Here is a 15915-nt window from a genome sequence, read left to right as displayed (position 1 = left end):
AAGAGTCAGCTTGGCGGCGAGCCTGTGTAATTGTGATGGTTGCGGGAAGGAAGATCTCAGCGGTTACTTGTGCGATCTTTGTTGGGTGTCCCCGGGATGCGCAGAGGCCAGATGGCCAAACCGGGACAGAGGTTCACGATTTCCAGTCTGGCGGTGTTTGCCCTGTTGCAGCACATCACAGACTTGTTGTGCCGCTCCAGGACTGCTATATTTACAGCGTGGCGCGGACAATGTGTCCGCACCATGACCGGCAAATCAATTTGCCAAAAATCATCGGGCTGAGAGTGCGACTTGGCTCAATGGAGTCAAGGAGTACTTTCTGAATTTCGAACAGTTTTCGCTAGATCCGCATATCACCGCCGCCGTCAAGGCGGTGGGCTACACCACACCGACACCCATTCAACGCCGGGCAATTCCCATCGTGCTCCAGGGGCGCGATGTCATAGGTTTGGCACAGACCGGCACCGGCAAGACGGCAGCCTTCGTCCTGCCCATACTGCAACGGCTGGCCAAAGGCCCGGCGCGACAGGTGCGCGCTCTGATTCTCGCCCCTACGCGAGAGCTCGCCGAACAGATCCACGATGCGATTAATAGTCTGGGCAGGCAAAGCAAAGTTCGCAGTGTATCCATCTACGGCGGCGTGAGCAAATACAACCAGCTAGCGGCGCTGCGCCGCGGGGTCGAGATTATCGTCGCTTGTCCCGGCCGCCTGCTCGATCACATCGACGATGGCAATATCGATCTGTCCCGAATTGAGGTGCTGGTGCTGGACGAAGCGGACCGCATGTGCGACATGGGCTTCCTGCCCGACATTCGCCGCATCCTCAGACATCTGCCCGCAGGACGCCAGACGCTCTTCTTTTCCGCAACCATGCCCAGCGACATTCGCCTGCTGGCCGACAGCATCCTCAAGAATCCGGTCCCGGTGCAGGTCGGAGCCATGGCGCCCATCGAGACCGTTTCACACGCGCTCTATCCGGTATCCAATGAGCTCAAATCGAAGCTACTGCTCGCGGTGCTCGAGCAGACGCCTACCGGGCGCGTGCTGATCTTCACACGCACCAAGCACCGGGCGCACAATCTGGCCGTCAACCTTGAGAGGAACGGCTATCGGGTTTCGGCGCTGCAGGGAAACATGACCCAAAACCGGCGCCAGGAAGCGATCGATGGCTTTCGCAACGGCAAGTATGACATACTTGTTGCTACCGACATTGCGGCGCGCGGCATCGACGTCTCGCAGATTTCCCACGTCATCAACTTCGACATGCCCGATACGCCCGACGCCTACACGCACCGTATCGGACGCACGGGTCGCGCCCATCAGACCGGTCAGGCGTTCTCATTCACCGCGCAGGCCGATGAAGCTATGGTGCGTGAGATTGAAAAGGTGCTGGGTGCACGCATTGAACGGCGGCGTTTGCCGGGCTTCGACTTCGGCAACTTCGCATCGGCCAGCCGGCCGGGAGAGGGTGGTGCGCTTCAAGCCTGTCCGCCCCTAGTCCGGAGAAATCGTCGGCGATTTCGGCCCAGCATCACCGTCAGGCGTCGCGTCGCCAGATCCTAAGGAATGAGAGGGACACACCATGACGACCAAGAGACCATCTTTCCTCAAGCGCCAGAAGGAGCTAAAGCGCAATGCACGAGCCCTCGAGAAACGTGAGGCGCGCAGAGGACGCAAGGAGGCAAGAGCAACGGAGCGCGATAATGCCACGGCACCCGATCGGCTCGTGGAAGAAACCGAACCAAACGACAACCCGGAGCCTTGATCCTGTCCACTGCGACTGGCGTTGCGAAGCTATTTCAGCTTCGCACCCGCGAGCTGCGCAATCGCCGCCAGCGTCGTCTGCGCAGCGTTCAGGCCGAGACGGAAGTCCTTGTCTGAAAAAGTCGTGAAGACGTCCGTCGGCTGGTGCCAGTGCGGGTCCCAACCGCTTCCCACCTGGCTCAGCCTTTCGGCCTCGCGCAGACTGATGGCTGCGACGAGGTCCTGGAACGCCGCGGAGTCGGTGTTGCTCATGCGGTTGCCCACGACCGCCGGGTAGTCCGTCGCGTAACGGTCGTTCGCATTCTTGAACACCCAGGCAAGTTCCTGAGCCTGGGCTCCCATTTTCGCCGCGGCAGCGAACTCGATGTTCACGTCGGCTTCGGCACGCTGCTCCGCGGGGAGTTTGCCGTCCGGACCGGGCATCCCGTGATCGTACAGCATCATGTCGTGCTGAACCATACCGAGCCATTTCGGTTCCGGGTACTTGCCCGACCCGGGCGGATCCTCCTTGCCCTGTAACGGCCCGCGCTGCTCCACATAGGTCCGCGCGCCGTTGAGGCCCGTCTCCTCGTTGTTCCATAAAACGAAACGGATCGACCGGTCGGTCTTGACATCGGGAGCGCTGAAGATGCGGGCCAACTCCATCACGAGGGCTACACCCGACGCGTTGTCGTTAGCAGCTTCCCCGTAGCCGATGCCGTCCATGTGGCCGCCGAGGATATACATCTCTTCCGGGTGTGTCGAGCCGATTTTCGTGCAATAAACCTCCTCGCGCTGCCCCGGGGTTGACGGCTGCATATCGAGCTCGCGGATCTTCGGATCGGGTTGTTTGGCAGGGTCGTTGTTCACGCCGGTGGGCCCGCGGTTTCCCTTGACGGGATTCGCGCTCCCTCGACCACGCCCTTGCGCTGCCGCCGTCTGGGCGCCGGTCGCTCCGGCGCCCCCGCGGCCGGCGCCCCCTGCCGCGGCACCTGCGGCACCCCTGCCGCCTCCAGATGTGACCCCGGCGCCGCGACCCGCTTCGCCCGCCCCGCCGGCCCGCGCCGCGGGAGCATACTCGTATTTGATCCGCCCGACGTCGGAGCAGCCGTAACTCTTAAGTTGAGCCTCAATCCAATCGTTCGCGGCCCGATTACGGTCTGTGCCCTGGCGGCGGTCGCCGAACTGGGTCAAGCCCTTGATGGTGGCCTTGTACTTCTCGAGGTCGAGTCGGCCGACCAGCGGCCGCACCGGGTCCTCTCCGGCACTGCCGGCGCCGGACTGCGCCCCTGAAACCGCCTGTGCCTGGAACGCTATGGGGCGGGCCACGCCGTGGGTGCTCAACATCCAGGCAACCAGCGCCCCGAGAACTGCCCATCTCCTTCGCATCACGTCTCCTCCAGTCCAGTGAATTGTGGCCCCAGATCGAAGCAGAGAGTCCGCGCTGAACGCAAAGCATAGCCTTGCGGCGGGCCGCCCGCGGCCCTCTGAGGCTTCTCCTCTCAGTACTTCGGTTGCCGAACCCTGATCGGCTCGCCGTCGGTGTTCGGATATCGGCAGTCTAACACCATGTGGCCGCCAGAATGGCTAGCAAATGATGAACCCAATGCTTTTTCCTTCCCGAGGGATCATTCGGCGGAATTGCCGCTGAATTCCCAATCGGAAGTTCATAAGATAAAGGCGAGGATTGGGTTGAATCGCATACAATGGAACAGGCACATTGGTAATTGCCAAGTACCACTCCGTAGACGTTTTTGGCCTCGAAGCCGGATGTGCCGAAAGGAGCAAAATGCGGCTGAAACAAGTCTTTCGCTATGCCTTCGCTGTGGCGATCGTCGCCCTGGCGGCATTGGCGAGGTGGTGGCTGTACCGCACGTTTGGCGATCTGCACGCGAGCTTCATCACATTCTACCCGGCTGTCCTCCTGGTGGCGACAGTCGCAGGGGGCGGGCCGGGTGTGCTGGCCACCATACTGTCCACGCTGGCATCGGACTACTGGTTCCTGCCTCCATACGGGCTGCTCTCTTTCGACAGCCCCGGCTCGGCGATCTCGCTGGCGATCTTCACCGGCATGGGCCTGTCATTGAGCCTGCTGGCGGAGCGCTTCCGAAGAAGGCAGTGGGCGGAGGCGTTCGCAACCGCCAAAGCAGAGGAGGCGGCCGAACTGGCGAGGACGAACGAGCGGTTGATCCGGCAGGCGGACGAGTTGTCCCGGCAGTCCGAGGAACTGGCCCGCTCCAACAAGGATCTGGAACAGTTCGCCTACGCCGCCAGCCACGATCTCCAGGAACCCTTGCGGATGGTGACCGGCTTCGTGGGTTTGTTGCGAGATCGCTACCGGGGTAAGCTGGATGACAAGGCCGACCAGTACATCGGCCTGGCCGTGGACGGCGCCCATCGCATGTCCCAGTTGATCATGGACCTGCTGGCATACTCGCGTGTCGGGGCTAATGAAATTCAGCCCAAACCCACACCCTGTGAGGATGCTCTGGAGGACGCGCTTGCCAACCTCCAAACCGCTATCGCCGGGCAGGGCGCCCAGATCACGCGCGACCCGCTGCCGGCAGTCGTGGCGGACGCAACGCAGGTGACACAGCTGCTTCAAAATCTAATCAGCAACGCCATCAAGTTCCGCCGCGATGATGTGTCGCCGGAAATCCATATAGGCGCGAGGCGCGAAGGAAACGATTGGGTGCTCTCAGTGCGTGATAACGGCATCGGCATTCCGCCGGGCCAATACGATCGCATCTTCAGGATCTTCCAGCGGCTGAACAGCACCGAAAAGTACCCCGGCACAGGTATCGGCCTGGCGATCTGCAAAAAGATTGTCGAGCGCCACGGCGGCAGGATCTGGGTTGACTCGAAAGTCGGCGAGGGTACAATTTTTTATTTTACTCTCCCCGGGGCGGGAGGAGGCACTGCATGACTGACGCTGCTGCCACGGACATTCTGCTGGTTGAGGACAACCCAGGCGACGTCATCCTCTTTTCGGAGGCTGTCGAGGCTGCCAAAATGACCGCCAATGTGCATGTGGTAGGCGATGGGCTGGCGGCCATGAGATACCTGCGCAGGGAAGGCGACTATGTCGGCATGCCCCGCCCGGACGTGGTCGTCCTGGACCTGGACTTGCCCCTGAAATCCGGCCATGAAGTGCTCGCTGAGTTAAGGGCCGAGCCGGCTATGACGGGAACTCCGGTAGCCGTTTTCACCACCTCCGGGTCCGAGGCCGCCATTTGCAAAGGCTACACCGACGGTCTATGCAGGTTCTTTACCAAAACCGGGGATTTCGGCAAGCTCCGCCACATCGTCAAGCAGATTGAGGAGTTTGCAATCGCGGTCAGGTATTCCCGCCCCAAAAATCCGTGAACATCCTGCTCGTCGAAGACAACTATGGCGACCGGCTGCACTCGCCGGCGGCAACACTTCGAGAAGACGATCCTGCCTTTGCCCGCCCTCCGAAGCCAACCGCCCTGTAACGCCGATATGTCCGGGCCCAGCCCGTCCCACTGGAAATGTTTTGGATCCAAACAAAATCCTAATACAATGCCCACTGCAGAGGATGAGCCCATGCACTTACTAGGCTATGACCTGGGCAGTTCGTCGGTCAAGGCCAGCATCCTGGATGCAGAAACCGGCACATGCCTCGCCTCCTCTTTCTATCCCAAGGCAGAAATGGAGATCCTGTCGTCGAGGCCCGGCTGGGCCGAGCAGGAACCTTCGGTCTGGTGGGCCAATCTGGTGCTGGCCACCCGTGAGGCGCTGCAACAATCGGGGATCAAGCAGGGAAGCATAGGCGGCATCGGAATCTCTTACCAGATGCATGGCCTCGTGATAGTGGATCATAAGAAGCGGGTATTGCGCCCCTCCATTATATGGTGTGACAGCAGGGCGGTAGAAATCGGCAGCAAAGCTTTCAGGGAGATCGGCCCTGACGTCTGTCTGCACAACCTTCTGAATTCGCCCGGGAATTTCACGGCATCCAAGCTGAAATGGGTGAAGGACAACGAGCCGGACCTCTATTCGATGATCTGGAAGATCATGCTTCCCGGCGACTACGCTGCCATGCGAATGACCGGGGAAGCATGCACGACCGCTTCGGGCCTGTCCGAGGGAATCCTCTGGGATTTCCGTTCGAACGGGATTTCGCGGACTGTCCTGGATTATTACGGGTTCGATCCTTCGTTCATTCCGGAACTGGTGCCGACTTTCGCAACGCAGGGCAGGCTTCTGGCCGCGGTCGCGCACGAGCTGGGGCTGGATGCCGGCATTCCGGTAGCTTATCGCGCGGGTGATCAGCCGAACAACGCCTTCTCGCTGAATGTCCTGAATCCTGGAGAGATCGGCGCAACGGCCGGGACTTCCGGTGTCGTCTACGGAGTGACCGGAGATACCACGTGCGACCGCCGGAGCCGGGTCAATATCTTCGCCCACGTGAACCATCAGCCGGACGAACCGAGGCTTGGGGTGCTTCTCTGCATCAACGGCACAGGCATCCTGAATTCCTGGATCAAAAAAAACATGTTTGAACCAATGGATTACTCCGCCATGAATGATCTAGCAGCAGGCGTGGCTCCCGGCTCGAAGGGCCTTATGATCCTGCCCTTCGGAAACGGGGCCGAGCGCATGCTGGGGAATGCAGATATCTCCTGCATGATCTCAAACCTGAACTTCAATGTTCACGACAAGGCTCATTTCGCGAGGGCAGCCCAGGAAAGTGTCGTGTTCTCCTTCAAGTACGGCATCGAGATCATGGAGATCCTCAACATCCGCCCGTCGGTGATCCGGGCAGGCCATGCCAACATGTTCCTCAGCCCGCTCTTCCGGCAGTCACTGGCAGATCTCACGGGTGCGGCGATTGAGCTCTACAACACCGACGGATCCCAAGGTGCGGCCCGGGGTGCGGGCATCGGGGCCGGAATCTACAAGTCCCCCTTGGAGGCTTTTGCGGGCCTACATCGCATCCTGACCGTCCAGCCTGACGAGGACGGCGGCCGGATTCTCTCCGCAGCATACCAGAAGTGGCTTGAGCTCCTGGAACAACAACTCGAGCGGAAAATGTAGAATGGGATCGAAGGCGGAGCGATTCCGGCCGCGCCCCCATTTGTTTTCGGATCCTGTAATTTTGGGCCCGCGCCGGCGACTAATACTAGTGATGGGAGATCCACATGGCCGGGAATGATACGAAGGAGCGCTGGTTCGAGGACGTCGTTGCCGCGAACCAGCGCCGCATTCTGGCGATCGCACGCAGCTACGCCGGCGCCGAGGAGTGCCAGGATCTCTGCCAGGAAATCCTGCTTCAGATGTGGAGGGGACTCGACGGGTTCGAAGGAAGGTCCGCCCCGTCCACCTGGGTCTATCGGGTGGCGCTGAACACTGCCATGACGTTTCGCAGGAAGAACGGCCGCCGCGTCAAGCCCTCGGGCAGGCCCATTGGCGAATCAAGTCCGGAACCCGTGGCGCCGTCCAGCCCCGGAAATGAAATTCTGATCCTGGAGGAATTTCTGGGCTCTCTCGGAGAGATCGATCGCGCAGTATTTCTGCTCTACCTGGAAGACCTCAGTTATCGTGAGATTTCCGAGGTTACCGGTCTGACCAAGAGTCACGTCGGAGTGAACATCAGTCGCCTGAAAAAAACTTTTACACAGCGCTACTGCGGAGGTTGAACATGGAACTCGAAAAATTCAAGTCGGCATGGCAGAACCGTTCCGTTCCTTCGCCGTTGCGCATGTCGCGGTCAGTCCAGTTTCTCCGCACGAGCGCGATCCGCGACCTGCAACGGTCCGACGAGCTTTCAAGGTTCGTCTTCTGTCTTCTCTTCGCCCTGCTTGCGGTCGGAGCGTCTTTGATGGTGATGCCTCCGGGAGCCGGCCGGATAGCAGCGTGGCTTTTCGCGGTGGCGCTGCTGGTCGACGGCGTCGCGGGAATGGCACTGCTGGTTCGCCGATTTCGCGAACCGGCCACTGCCAGCATGCTGGAATTCATAGGGAGTGAATACCACCAGGTGGAAACGCGGGTCCGGTTCGAACGCTACTCCCAGCGGTTCATGATCGCGCTTGCCGTGTTGGCTTTGCTGATCCTTTTCTTTGCGCCGAGGCCCATCAACCTCCGTGAAAATGCCGTGGACGCCCTTCAGAGAATGGCGATCGGAACCGCGTTTTTGGCCGTCGCGTGGCGCAGGGCGAAATCGCGTTCCCGGGAGGTTCGAGGCGAGCTCGAACGCTATCTTAGAGACCTGGAAAAATAGCGCCCTGCCTCGCAGCCGGAGAAAGGGGGGTGCTTCTCAGCCTTTTGGCACAGGGGTTCACGGGCCTGGGCCCACCCTGTGAAGCATGAAAATGACTGACCGAGCGCGCAGCGTCTTGGAGTGCGGCGCCATGGCGCCGCTTTCCAATATCGGGATGCCCAAGGCGGCGTCGTGCCGCCGCACTCCAAGACGCCTTCGGCGCTCCGTCTCTGTGCCACACTCCAAAGAGCATTTTCGGGGCAGATGGAAATCCTCATAAGTCGGGATGTGAGAAAGGGCGGGCTGAACCAACAGTTCAGCCCGCCATGGCCAGACCTTCCGACTTGCGCTAGAAATCTATGTGCAGGCCCAGTTCAATCCGGCGCGGTGAGTTCATCTGGGATGTGATCACGCCAAATGCGGTGGGGCTCTGCAGGCTCAGGCCCGGATCGTTGAACAGCACGTGGTTGAAAACATTGAAGAACTGAGCGCTCAGCGCGAAGCTTGCGCGCTCGCTGACTTTGAACTGGCGGGACAAGGCCATGTCAAAGTTCCACCGGTTCTGCCCGCGCAGGCAGTATCCACTGGACGAAGTATCCTGACTGAGCCTTATCGGCCGGAAAGCGGCGAAAACTGCCGCCGGATCCGCGAAGAGGTTCAGCCCGGTCCCTCCTGTTGCCGGATTCGCATTGGTGCCGATACCGGCACTGCCCGTGACGCCCTGGTGCGCGGAGTTTCCGAAGGTATTGGGTTGCATCAGCACGGCTCCGACTGCCGTAGTCGTTGCCCCCTGCCCGAACTCCTGACCGGACCCGACCGTGACCCTGAGCGGCAGGCCGGTATACCAGCTGAAGATCGGCGCAATCGACCACCCTTTGACGATCTGATGCAAAACGGGATTGCCGGCATGGAAGGGCATGTTATATAGCCCCATCACGTTGAAGACGAACTTGCGGTCAAAAACCGAGTTGCCCCACCCATAGGAAGTGTTGTAGGAATTGGCAACGTAGGAATCAATGTCCTGGTTTACCACGCCGTTGTCCAAAGAGTGAGCCCAAGTAAAGTTGCCGTTCAAAGACAATCCCTTGTGATCCCGCATCTTGAGGGACACGAAGCCGGCGTTGTAGCTGGACTTGCCGTAATCCGTAAAATACAGGAAATCGTTGATTTGGGTGCCGGCAGCCGTTGCCGGCCCGAAAACAAACGAACTCTGCAGGCCATTAAAGAGATCGAAGACGTTTGAGTTGCGAAGGTTGCTCGAGAATTTCGCTACCACCCCGGCGGTGCAGCTGGGATTGCCTTTGCAGTAGCTGCTTCCAGCGAGGGAGGTTTCGAAGAACGGCTGTGGAGCGACGGACGCAGCAGCGATGCCTGCTCGCACCTGGTCGGCGACGGCATCATAAGCCTGTGCAAAGCTCTGCCCCCCGTAAACCATCATATAGGGGACCTGGTTGAGCGTCATGCCTTCCAGCAGATTCCTGGCATCACGGCGTATGTAGCCGATCTCGAGGATTGTTCCTTTTCCCAGTTCCCGCTGCAGGGTCAGGTTGTACGAGTTGTTGATGGCTGGGCGGAATTTAGGGGCCAACTGCGTGGAAGCGTTGGCAAATGCCTGATTGGCGCCGGAAACGGTGGCGTTGCCGGGAATCACGGGGATAGGCTGATTCGCCACATAGGACGGCAGCGGAATCGTGTTGCCGTCGATCTTCACTCGAAAGCCGGTCAAGGGGTTGATGCCGGAGCTTCCCGTGCACTGCCCGTTGATCGACGGTCCCAGGCAGAGGAGAGTCTGCGTGAAACCGAGTACCTGTTGCGCATCGATCACTTTCTGCACGCCGTTCAGGCGGTCATAGAGCCGGGCGAAACCTGCCCGAACGACGGTTTTCCTGTTCCCGAACATCTTTCCCCAAAGACCACTGCTGAAGCTCGGGTTCCACGCGACTGCAAGCCGCGGCCCAAAATTGGTCCAAGTGGGATCATAAGGGTACGATCGATCGGTGCTGCCGATCGGTTTCCAGGTTACTATGGGATTGAACACAGTTCCGGCGAGGGCTGCCTTGGCGCGTTGCGCGATGTAGTCGGACGGAATAACAACTTCGCCCGTTGCGTAGTAGGCCAGCGCCAGCTTGCCCTGCACCTCGGTTTCGGGTACATCGGCACTCCAGTTCAGTCCAAGATTGAGCGTCAGCGTGGGAGACACCTTCCAGGAATCATTGGCATATATGCTGTATTCGTTGTAATGGGAGTCAGTACCCAGGGGAGCCCCGAGTGGATTGATCTTGAAGTTGGCGTCGCGCGTCGCCACCAAGGTGGCTCTGTCTGTCAATCCGAGGACGCCGGCATAGAAGTTGTTCCAGTTGCTGGTCTGGTTCGAGGGCAGGCAGTTGGTGGTAACGGTTGAGCTGCAAATCGGCGGCTGATAAATGGAGGGTATATTGAGCCCCTGACCCGCCGTCAGCAGATAGACGCGCTGCGCGACAGCAGACTGAGCGTCGTCTCTCCAGAACTGAATTGCGTTGCGTCGTAGCGAGCCTCCAATCTGCAACAGGTGATTTGCTTTCACCCAGCTGAAGTTGTCGCTCCAGGTCCAGTTGTGCGCTCTCCATTCACGCTGCCGGACCAAGCCGACCGTGAGGTCCAGGGGATTCATGTTGCCGGCGATATTCAATGCACTGTCCGTGCCGGGAACTTGAGGCCGGGAGCCGTCGGTCTGCCAGAACCAGTAATCGCGCAGATAGCTGAAGGCGAATTCGTTCACGGTTCTGGGAGTCAATCGCCCTGTCAAACCGAAAACCAGGTAGCGCGGCTGTCGCGGAATGAACGCCGGCGACGATGGCACGCCCAGCTTATCTCCCGGGAGCAAGCCGCCGATGTCGATCTGGCGATCCCCCCCATTGTGCACCTGCTTGAAATACCGAAAGCTTCCCATAACCTGCCAGTTGCTCGTCAGATTGCGGTCGACCCGCATCACGGCAAAATTATCGTTGTTTGGGAACTTGCCCGGAGCGGTGAACCCAATCGTGTTCAGTCCGTCGCCCCTGGATGGATCGTTCCCGGCAGGCATGTATTGGTTCCATATCTGACTGACCACCGGATTCAAACCGAGGCCCCGCGGATCGCAGGGAAGGCTGCCGCTCGGGCTGCACTGTGTCGAAGTCGACAGATTGTAGGAGATGACGTTGCCGGACGCGTCCTTGAAGCGCAGGATGCCCTGCCGGAGAGTACTTGTCGGCACCGTCCTGGTAATCTGGCTGTAATCGTTTCGTCGCCGGCCCTCGTAATTAAAGAAGAAGTACGTCTTTTCATCGCCGCCCAACTTGGGGATCGGCCCGCCCAGGGTGACTCCGAAACGGTTGTCTTGAGTCATGGGACGGGGCTGAAACGGAATCAGCCGGTTCCGATCCCAGGTATTGGCATTCAGGGACTTGTTTTGCAGATACTCATAGGCAGACCCGTGATACTTGTCCCCGCCCCGCTTGGTTACAAGCATTACCTGGCTTCCACCCGAACTGCTGAAGCTCGCTACCTGGTTGCTCGTGGCCACGCGGAACTCCTGGATGCTTTCCACTGGCGTAGGAATGGCTCCCTCGGGTGCGCCTTGATAGTTCGTCCAATAGTCGGAGTTTCCCGAGACTCCGCTGGTGACGTTGCCGCCGTCCAGCACGAAAGTGTTCTGGTCGCTCTGCGCTCCAGCCACCTGACCGCCGTATCTGCTGCTCTGGGTTTCGGCCTGCTGCGGCATGGCGCTGGGCTGAAGGAGCAGAAAACTGGCGACGTTGCGGTCGAGACTCGGGAGCTTCAAAAGCATGTCGCCGCCGAGGGTGTCGCCTACGGTGGCATCGGTAGTCTGCAATTCGGCACCAGCCGCGGCAGTGACCACTACGGTTTCGGAACTCATGCCTATCTTCAGGGTGAAATTGAGGTTGTAAGACTTGGAAACCTCAACCACCTGCTTTTCTACGACCGATTTTTGAAAGCCCGGTGCGGCTACAGTTATCGAATATGTACCCGGTTTGACCGCTACGAAGGTGAATCTGCCGATCTCATTCGTGACGGCAGTGCGCACATCGCCAGTCGCGAGGTCTTTGAGTTCGACATCCGCTCCGGGCACGATAGCGCCGGAGGGATCGGCCACCACGCCGAGCACTGTTCCGGTGTTGGCGGTCTGAGCCTGGGCCATCACAGGCACCATCAGACATACCAGCAATCCAAGCAGAGCCGTGCCGGGCGAGAACCGGAAAGCTGTGCAATGACAGGTCTTCATGTCTGGCCTTTCTTCGTGCTCATTTCTGAGCGATAAGGACTCTCGGAAACCGCCAATCCGCCATAGAGGCATGGATTGTCCGGGAGTCTTTCCTGGCTTTGGTCATTGAATCGCCGAGGCCTGCACAAAGGCGGCCCGGCGCGAACGGTAGCCTCTGCAGGTGCCCTAAGAGCGTTGGCTGGAACTAGATCCGTAGATGGCGACCATGGTAGGCAAGTGGGCCGGCATTGTCAACGACTGTTCCGCTCAATTCCGAACTCTCCGCTGCCCTCCGCCAGCCATAGCTTTTCATTCAGGTAGTGGCGTGGCAGCCTGCAACTGCAATCACGCCGGCGACTTCTGTTGTCTCCGCCGCAAACCCAATGCCGGTTGCATCCTTTTGGTGTAATATGCGCGGGCATGGGACCACGAATATTCAAGGGAGTTGAACTGATGCCGCTATTCGCAAGCCCGGGAAGCGCCGCACGCCGGCCTGGGGCTGGAAGCCCCCCTATCCGGGCTATTCACACGATTGGAGGAATGATGAGAAAACGTACGCTAGGGTTCGTTGTCGGCCTGCTCATACTGGCTGCCGCCGCCGTCGGCTTTCAGGCGCCCGCCCAGACACAGGAAGACCCAGTCGTCAAAAAGATCATCGAGCTGGGCACGACTGACAACCAGGTCATGACCTGGAACGACTACGCCAGCAACCGGTTTGGCGGCAGGGAAACGGGCACGAACGCTTATAGCGACGCCACTGCCTGGGCCGTCTGGCAATTCAGGCAGTGGGGCCTCGACGCCGAACTCGACGAAGTCGGCGAGGTGCCGGTCGGATTCAACCGTGGACCATGGTTTGGAAGGATGATCAAGCCGGCCGAGAAAGCGCTCTTTTTCGGGACGCCGAGCTTCACGGCCGGAACAAAGGGCGTGCAGCGCGGGCCGGTGGTCATCCTGAAGGCAGATCCGTTCTCGATCCAGGGGCGCAACGCAACGCCTGAAAACGTCGAGAAGAAGCGCGCGGCGGTGCAGGAGGCGATTGCCGAAGTCAACGCGAACAGGGGTGCCTTTAAGGGAGCCTGGGTGCTGATCCCTGGTGAGAACACGGGATTTGGCCGCGATGGCCGCCGCGGCACCCCGGAGTACTCCGATGCTCAACTGATTCCGCCGCTCACCAAAGCATTGGTTGATGCCGGGGCCCTGGGCACGATTCAGTTGTCGAAAACGGAGCCGTTCAGGATTCTGGACGGCTACGTCGCATCCTGGGACAGGCTGCCCGTCCTGCCCGACATCAAGCTGGCCGAGAACCAGTACAACGAAATCAAGGGCTTGGCAGAGAAGGGCGAACCGGTCGAGCTCGAGTTCGACATCCGCAACTGGTTCAAGATGGGCCCGATCAAGTATCACAACGTAGTCGCGACGCTGCGCGGCACGACGTACCCCGACGAATACGTCGTCATCGGCGGCCATTTCGACTGTTTCAGCGGTGCTACGGGCGGGGTAGACGACGGGTCGGGTTTCGCGCCCGGCATGGAAGCGATCCGACTCATCAAGGCAGCGGGTGCACGGCCCAAGTGCTCCATCATCTTTATGCTTTTTGCAGCGGAGGAGAGCGGCCTGCTCGGCTCCCAGTCGTGGCTGAAAAAGCACCCGGAAATCCAGCCGAAAATCGTCATGATGATCAACCGGGACGGCAGCCCGAGCGCCATCACCGGAGCGTCTGTGCCCGAAACCTGGTATGAAGATCTCCAGAAGATCACCGCTCCGCTCACCAATTTGAATCCGAAGTGGCCGTTCAAACTCGAACGAGGCTTGCCCAGGGCGCACGCAACAAGCCCGGGCGGCACTGACTCCTCGTCATTCGAGATGTTGAGCGTGCCGACGCTGAGCTTCCGGACACAGACCAACTATGTATACAACCACGCCTGGCATACCCTCTACGACACGTACAGCGAACTCGTTCCGTACACCGAGCACCAGCAGCATTCCGCGCTGGTAACCGCGGTGGTTGCATACGGTGTGGCAAACCTCGACAAGCCGCTCACACGCGATGGCGTCTACCTGGCTGATGGCCTGTATGCCGATATTGCCATCGGGCCGGCGGATGCCCCGATCCACATCATGACCGCACTCGACTACGCGAACGCGCCCCTGCAAACGGCGAACTTCATCCGAATCGTCGAGGGCAAGGGACAACAGCCGGGCGGACGCGGTGCGGCCCCTGCTCCGGGTGGTGGCGGTCGTGGCGGGGCCGGCGCTCCCGGCGGACCCCGTCCGGAGATCCCGCCGATCGGCACGGTCGACGTGAAAGACGGGCTGATCAGCGGCCTCATCGTGTCGGAGATCCAGAAATCAGTGGCAGTCCCCAGCCTGCCGTTTGCCGCCAATGCCACGCTGAAGCATGACGTCGTGGGCATCCTGGGTGTCTCGGCCCCGAACGCGTTCTACCTCACGCTCCAGAAGAGCCCGGGGCTCGACAAGAAGTCCACCGCGATCGGCAAGGTGATTGCCGGGCTGAGCCTGCTTCAGGATGTGAAGAAGGGCGACGCGATCAGGAGCATCCGGATCACCCGGGTGGGTCAGGCTGCGCGCGACTTCAAGACCGACGATGAGGCGTTCAAGAAACTACTGGAACCGGCGGCCACGAAAAAGTAGACCCGCAATGGAGGCTGTTCAAAGAAATCCACTGGCCTTACCACACTCCCAGGCCAACTGGTGATGGTGGATTTGAGATTGAACGACTTTGCTGGTACAGACGACTTCTTGTGAACGGAGTTCGCGATAGGCCCGGTCATGTGCGCGGTTCGCACGGGCACAGCAATCTCAAGAAGTGATGGATAGCCCAGGATTCAGCTAAACCGAATTCTGAAGTCAGGAGGCAAGTCATGACAAAAGCGTTCTCATTGGCGTCCTGGAATGTTGAACACTTCAAGGAGGCCAATTCCCGCGTCGAGCGGGTCATCGCCTTTTTGAAATCCGTGAATCCGGATGTCTTTGCACTTTACGAGGTCGAGGGCAAGGAAGTATTTGCGGAGTTAAGCACGGCCATGCCCTCGTATCAGTTCCACATTACGGAAGGGCCCCAGGTCCAGGAAATCCTGGTCGGCGTTCGCCAGGGCCTGACTGCCTTCTTCACACAGAAGCTGGAATTCAAGGCGGGGAATCCGAGCCTGCGGCCGGGAGCACTGCTTACCATCACGGTTGCGGGAACCCACTACCCGATCCTGTTTCTCCACACCAAGTCCGGGCCTAAGCCGATCGGGTGGGGGATACGCGACGACATGCTCGAACGCGCGCTCAAATTCAAGAATGTCCTAAAGAAGTCGGGAGATGGATCGGAGCCCAACTACATCTTTCTGGGCGACCTCAACACGATGGGGATGAACTACCTGATCAAGAAGTACAACATTCCCGCCGACGAGGAACTGCAGAAACTTGATACGGTTGCCAAAAAGTACGGCATGCGCCGCCTTACCAAAACCAGCCCATATACCTGGTGGAACGGCCCACAAAGCGGGATCGCTCCGAGCAACCTCGATCAGGTCGTCGCAGCACAACATCTGAGATTCGCGCAGTTCGGTGGCCAGGATGTTTCAGTCCGAGGATGGCCCGAGCAGCCCACAGACCAGGCAAAGGGTGTGTGGATCAAGGATTACTCGGATCATGGCCTGTTGTATCTCGAGGTCCAGAAGGCTTAAGCTCGCAGGC

At 59.7% G+C, this 15915-nt stretch carries 11 protein-coding genes; 9 read left to right on the top strand and 2 right to left on the bottom strand.

What is annotated here, in order from left to right:
• The first annotated feature begins 319 nt into the window (after nt 1-319).
• Together LAP85_15550 and LAP85_15545 are read left to right on the top strand one after the other, a co-directional pair.
• A complete protein-coding gene (locus LAP85_15550; GenBank protein ID MBZ5497818.1) occupies nt 320-1564 on the top strand; it encodes a DEAD/DEAH box helicase in 1245 nt (414 codons plus the stop codon).
• A gap of 19 nt (nt 1565-1583) precedes the next feature.
• Nucleotides 1584-1766, top strand: coding sequence for a hypothetical protein (locus LAP85_15545; GenBank protein MBZ5497817.1), 183 nt, complete (start codon nt 1584-1586; stop codon nt 1764-1766).
• Nucleotides 1767-1795: 29 nt separating this feature from the next.
• Here LAP85_15545 and LAP85_15540 read toward each other — a convergent pair whose 3' ends face one another.
• Nucleotides 1796-3091 (bottom strand): Zn-dependent exopeptidase M28, encoded by a 1296-nt coding sequence (locus LAP85_15540; protein ID MBZ5497816.1) that lies wholly within the window; start codon nt 3089-3091, stop codon nt 1796-1798.
• Nucleotides 3092-3815: 724 nt separating this feature from the next.
• On the opposite strand from LAP85_15540, the gene LAP85_15535 reads away from it, so the two are divergent.
• From LAP85_15535 to LAP85_15515, 5 genes are all read left to right on the top strand, one after another.
• Nucleotides 3816-4670 carry a hypothetical protein gene (locus LAP85_15535; GenBank protein ID MBZ5497815.1) on the top strand — a complete coding sequence of 285 codons (855 nt, stop codon included), beginning with the start codon at nt 3816-3818 and terminating at the stop codon, nt 4668-4670.
• On the top strand, nt 4667-5110 hold the full coding sequence (locus LAP85_15530) for a response regulator (protein ID MBZ5497814.1): 444 nt from the start codon (nt 4667-4669) through the stop codon (nt 5108-5110). The genes LAP85_15535 and LAP85_15530 overlap by 4 nt, the downstream gene beginning before the upstream one ends.
• A 201-nt stretch (nt 5111-5311) precedes the next feature.
• A complete protein-coding gene (locus tag LAP85_15525; protein ID MBZ5497813.1) occupies nt 5312-6805 on the top strand; it encodes a carbohydrate kinase in 1494 nt (497 codons plus the stop codon).
• 104 nt (nt 6806-6909) lie between these two features.
• Nucleotides 6910-7407, top strand: a complete 498-nt coding sequence (locus LAP85_15520; protein ID MBZ5497812.1) for an RNA polymerase sigma factor — start codon at nt 6910-6912, stop codon at nt 7405-7407.
• Between the two features lie 2 nt (nt 7408-7409).
• Nucleotides 7410-7988 carry a hypothetical protein gene (locus tag LAP85_15515; GenBank protein ID MBZ5497811.1) on the top strand — a complete coding sequence of 193 codons (579 nt, stop codon included), beginning with the start codon at nt 7410-7412 and terminating at the stop codon, nt 7986-7988.
• Nucleotides 7989-8316: 328 nt separating this feature from the next.
• Here LAP85_15515 and LAP85_15510 read toward each other — a convergent pair whose 3' ends face one another.
• Nucleotides 8317-12231: a carboxypeptidase-like regulatory domain-containing protein gene (locus tag LAP85_15510; protein MBZ5497810.1), complete on the bottom strand. Its 3915-nt coding sequence runs from the start codon at nt 12229-12231 to the stop codon at nt 8317-8319.
• 519 nt (nt 12232-12750) lie between these two features.
• Here LAP85_15510 and LAP85_15505 point away from each other — a divergent pair.
• Together LAP85_15505 and LAP85_15500 are read left to right on the top strand one after the other, a co-directional pair.
• Entirely contained in the window at nt 12751-14862 is a 2112-nt protein-coding gene (locus LAP85_15505; GenBank protein ID MBZ5497809.1) for a M20/M25/M40 family metallo-hydrolase, read from the top strand.
• Nucleotides 14863-15092: 230 nt separating this feature from the next.
• Complete coding sequence (locus tag LAP85_15500) at nt 15093-15905, top strand: endonuclease/exonuclease/phosphatase family protein (GenBank protein ID MBZ5497808.1); 813 nt, start codon at nt 15093-15095, stop codon at nt 15903-15905.
• The last annotated feature ends 10 nt before the right edge of the window (nt 15906-15915 follow it).

The sequence above is a fragment of the Terriglobia bacterium genome (assembly GCA_020072565.1).
Taxonomy (GTDB): domain Bacteria; phylum Acidobacteriota; class UBA6911; order UBA6911; family UBA6911; genus JAFNAG01.
This window is presented reverse-complemented; position numbering and strand designations above follow the sequence as displayed.